Here is a 2,940-nt window from a genome sequence, read left to right as displayed (position 1 = left end):
ACCAGCAGCCCCGAGAAAATGAGGCTGAAGCCCCAGCTGATCAGCGAGGTGAAGGCGGCGAAGAAGGCGACGAAGGCCACGGCGCCGCGGGGCCGCTTCGGCAGCTCCGCCAGCCAGGCGATCAGCCGGCGGACCGGCGGCGAGCTGGCCACCACGTAGCCGCCGACGATGATCATGGTCATCTGCATGGTGAAAGGGATGAGGCCCCAGAAGCCGTCGCCGAAGTCCTTGACCAGCTCCGCCGGGGTGCTGCCCACCGCCAGCCCCGCCGCGAAGACGACCACGATGGCCGCCAGGGCGAAGACCAGCGCGTCGGGGAACCAGCGCTCGGCCCAGTCGGCCAGGCGCATGCCGAACTCCACCAGCGCCCCCGCCCGCTCCCCGCCCGGGAGCGGCAGACCGCCCGCCGCCACCGCCCCGCCGCCGGGTGGACGCCTTGCTCCGCCGGCCATGCCGGACACCCCCTCCGGACTCCGCCGCCCGTGCGGGCGCCTCCCGAGCCTGCCCCGCCGGTCGCGGCGGCTTGCCTCTCTTCCTATGCGGGGACCGGGGCGGTCATGCCGGTGCTGAGGGCGGGCCTGCCTGGGGCCGGCGCCCAGGGGGCGGACCGCCCACCCGCGGGGATAGACGTGGAGGCTGGCGGCACCGAGCTCGGCCGCGCCGGCGCCACCAGCCACCGCCACTGCACCTCCCACGCTCCCCGGTCACGCTTCCTCCAGACGGACCCCCTGCCACGCGCCGCGCAGAGGAGGCTCCAGCCGGACCGCCGCCGAAGCCGGCCCCGGCACCAGGCGGAGCAGGCAGCGCCCCAGGCGGAAGGCCGGGCGTGAGCCGGCCTCCTCCCGCGCCCCCGCGCCCAGAAGGCGCTCGTACAGCCTCGCCGCCACCTCCGCGTGGGGCACCGGCCAGACCAGCTCGGCCAGCACGAAGCCGCCCTCGCCCCCCGGCCCGAGGAAGCCCAGCCTCTCCAAGAGCCGCCTCCGCTCCGCCGCCTCCCCCTCGTGCTGGATGAGGAAGGGCCGCGGCCCCGCCTCCGCCGGCCACGCCCCCAGTTCGGCCGTCCGCCAGCGCAGCACCGGCCCCTGCGGCGTCACCCGCTCGCCCGGCCGCGGCTCGCCTACCGCCAGGCCGGCCGCGCGCAGGCGCCCCACCTGCGCGTCGAGGTCGTCGCACCCCAGCGCCAGCGTCGCCAGCCCTGGCCCCTGGCGCTCGAGCCGCGCCCAGGCCTCGTCCACGAAGGCCGCGCCGGAGGCCGGTGCCCGCCCGGGCCGGCGCTCGAAGGCCAGGAGCTCCCAGTAAGCCAGGCCGGCCGTGTAGCAGAGCGCGTTCCGCGTGCCGTAGGCGGGGTGCCGGCCCCCCGGGAGGAAGCGGAGCCCGAACCGCGCCGCCTCCTCCCGCGCCTCCTCCAGCTCCCCCACGGCGTGAACCAGGTGATCCAGGTAGACGGTCCGTCTCCTCCCTCCCGGCCGGCTTCGCGCCACCGGCGCTCAGGTCGGTCCCCCCTCGCCCCCGCCGGCCAGGCGGCGCTCCACCTCGCTCCAGCGGACGGCGGGCGGCAGGCAGGCGTGGCCCCGGCAGACGTAGGCGGTCACCCTGCCGTCGCCGGCCCTGCGCCCGCGGGCCAGGGGGACGTCCGGCTCGCCCTCCCGCGCGCGCTCCAGCACCAGGTCAGGCAGGTAGCGCCGCTGGAGCCGCCGCAGCCATTCGTCGGCGACGGCCTCGGCCGCGCCGGGGGAGTCCTCCGCGGGGAGGAGGAGCGTCACCTCCGGGGGACCGTCCTCCGCCGCCAGGAGGGCGCTCCAGAGACCGGCCGTCGCCTGGGGGAGCTGCTCCATCACCGGGCGGTAGAGCTCCAGCGCCGCCTCCGCCACCTGCCGGAAGCCTTCCTCGCCGGTGTAGGCGCCGAGGCGCAGGAGGACGCGGATGGCCACGGAGGCCGGCGAGGGCGTCGCCTCGTCCGCCCAGGCGGCCACCGGCGCCGGGGCCGCCGGCGGACCCCCCCGCCCCACCCGCCCCGCCCGGCCCCCCCCCCCCCGCGCCCAGCCCCGCCCCCCCCGCCACCAGCGCCCCCCCACCAACCCGGACCAGGAGACGGTGGAACGCAGCCAGCGCCCCACGGTGCCCATCCCGCGCCGCTGGCCGGTAGCCGGAAGCGAGGAGCAACCAACCCGGCGCATTCCCCGCCATGATCTGCCACCTGTACCTGAAGCCAACGGCACCCGTCCCGAGGCGCGTGCCCCGTGGCTGGCCCCCTCACCAGAGGCCACCAGCACGCCAACAGGCGCGAATTGGGACGATCGCTTGGGTGACCGCGCGGACCGTGGTGAACAGATCTTCATCGATGCCTGGGATGCCGCTGACCGCGAAGCTGCCCCGGTTATCGCCGCGCACAAGCGCCGCTCGAATCTCTTGCTAGCGCGGGAGTTGGTGGAGACCTTGATCCTCGCCCTGCTCATCTTCATGGCCGTGCGGGGGGTTGTGCAGAACTTTCGGGTCGAGGGGTCGAGCATGGACCCCACCTATGCGACGGGTCAGTACGTGCTGGTGAACAAGCTCTTGTACCAGCGCGTGAACCTCGCACCCGTGGCGCGGCTGCTCCCGTTTGTGCATCTTGACAGTGAGGAACGCTACCTGTTCCGCGGCCCGCGGCGTGGTGAGGTGGTCGTGTTTCACCCGCCGTTGCCGTCGGTGCTGGAGCGCATCACCGCTGCCGCCGATGCGCACGGTCTTTTCAGCGAGCACAGGGCAAGCCCCGGGCAATCCATCCCCCGCCCAGCACCCGATCTTCGGCGTACAACACCACCGCCTGACCCGGTGCCACGCCGAATTGTGGTTCCTGAAACCGCACGGTTAGCCGCTGGTCGTCGTGCAGTGTGACTTCGCAGGCAGCGGGTGTGTGCTGATAGCGAATCTGCGCGAAGCAAGTGAATTGGCTGGGAA

Annotated in this window: 4 protein-coding genes; all 4 read right to left on the bottom strand. The window is 74.7% G+C overall.

The window, feature by feature from the left end:
• The coding region (locus tag K6U79_11470; protein MCL6522972.1) for a TIGR00366 family protein at window positions 1–452 on the bottom strand (452 nt) is incomplete at its 3' end.
• 252 nt (window positions 453–704) lie between these two features.
• Window positions 705–1,481, bottom strand: coding sequence for a VOC family protein (locus K6U79_11465; GenBank protein MCL6522971.1), 777 nt, complete (start codon window positions 1,479–1,481; stop codon window positions 705–707).
• A gap of 6 nt (window positions 1,482–1,487) precedes the next feature.
• Window positions 1,488–2,009, bottom strand: coding sequence for a hypothetical protein (locus K6U79_11460; protein ID MCL6522970.1), 522 nt, complete (start codon window positions 2,007–2,009; stop codon window positions 1,488–1,490).
• A gap of 722 nt (window positions 2,010–2,731) precedes the next feature.
• Window positions 2,732–2,940, bottom strand: a 209-nt coding sequence (gene mnmA / locus K6U79_11455; protein ID MCL6522969.1) for a tRNA 2-thiouridine(34) synthase MnmA, incomplete at its 5' end; no start/stop codon positions are given.

Source organism: Bacillota bacterium, from assembly GCA_023511835.1.
In the GTDB taxonomy this organism is placed as follows: Bacteria; Bacillota; Sulfobacillia; order JAIMAT01; family JAIMAT01; genus JAIMAT01.
The sequence above is the reverse complement of the archived record's forward strand: the minus strand, read 5'-3'. Positions and strand labels throughout refer to the sequence as shown.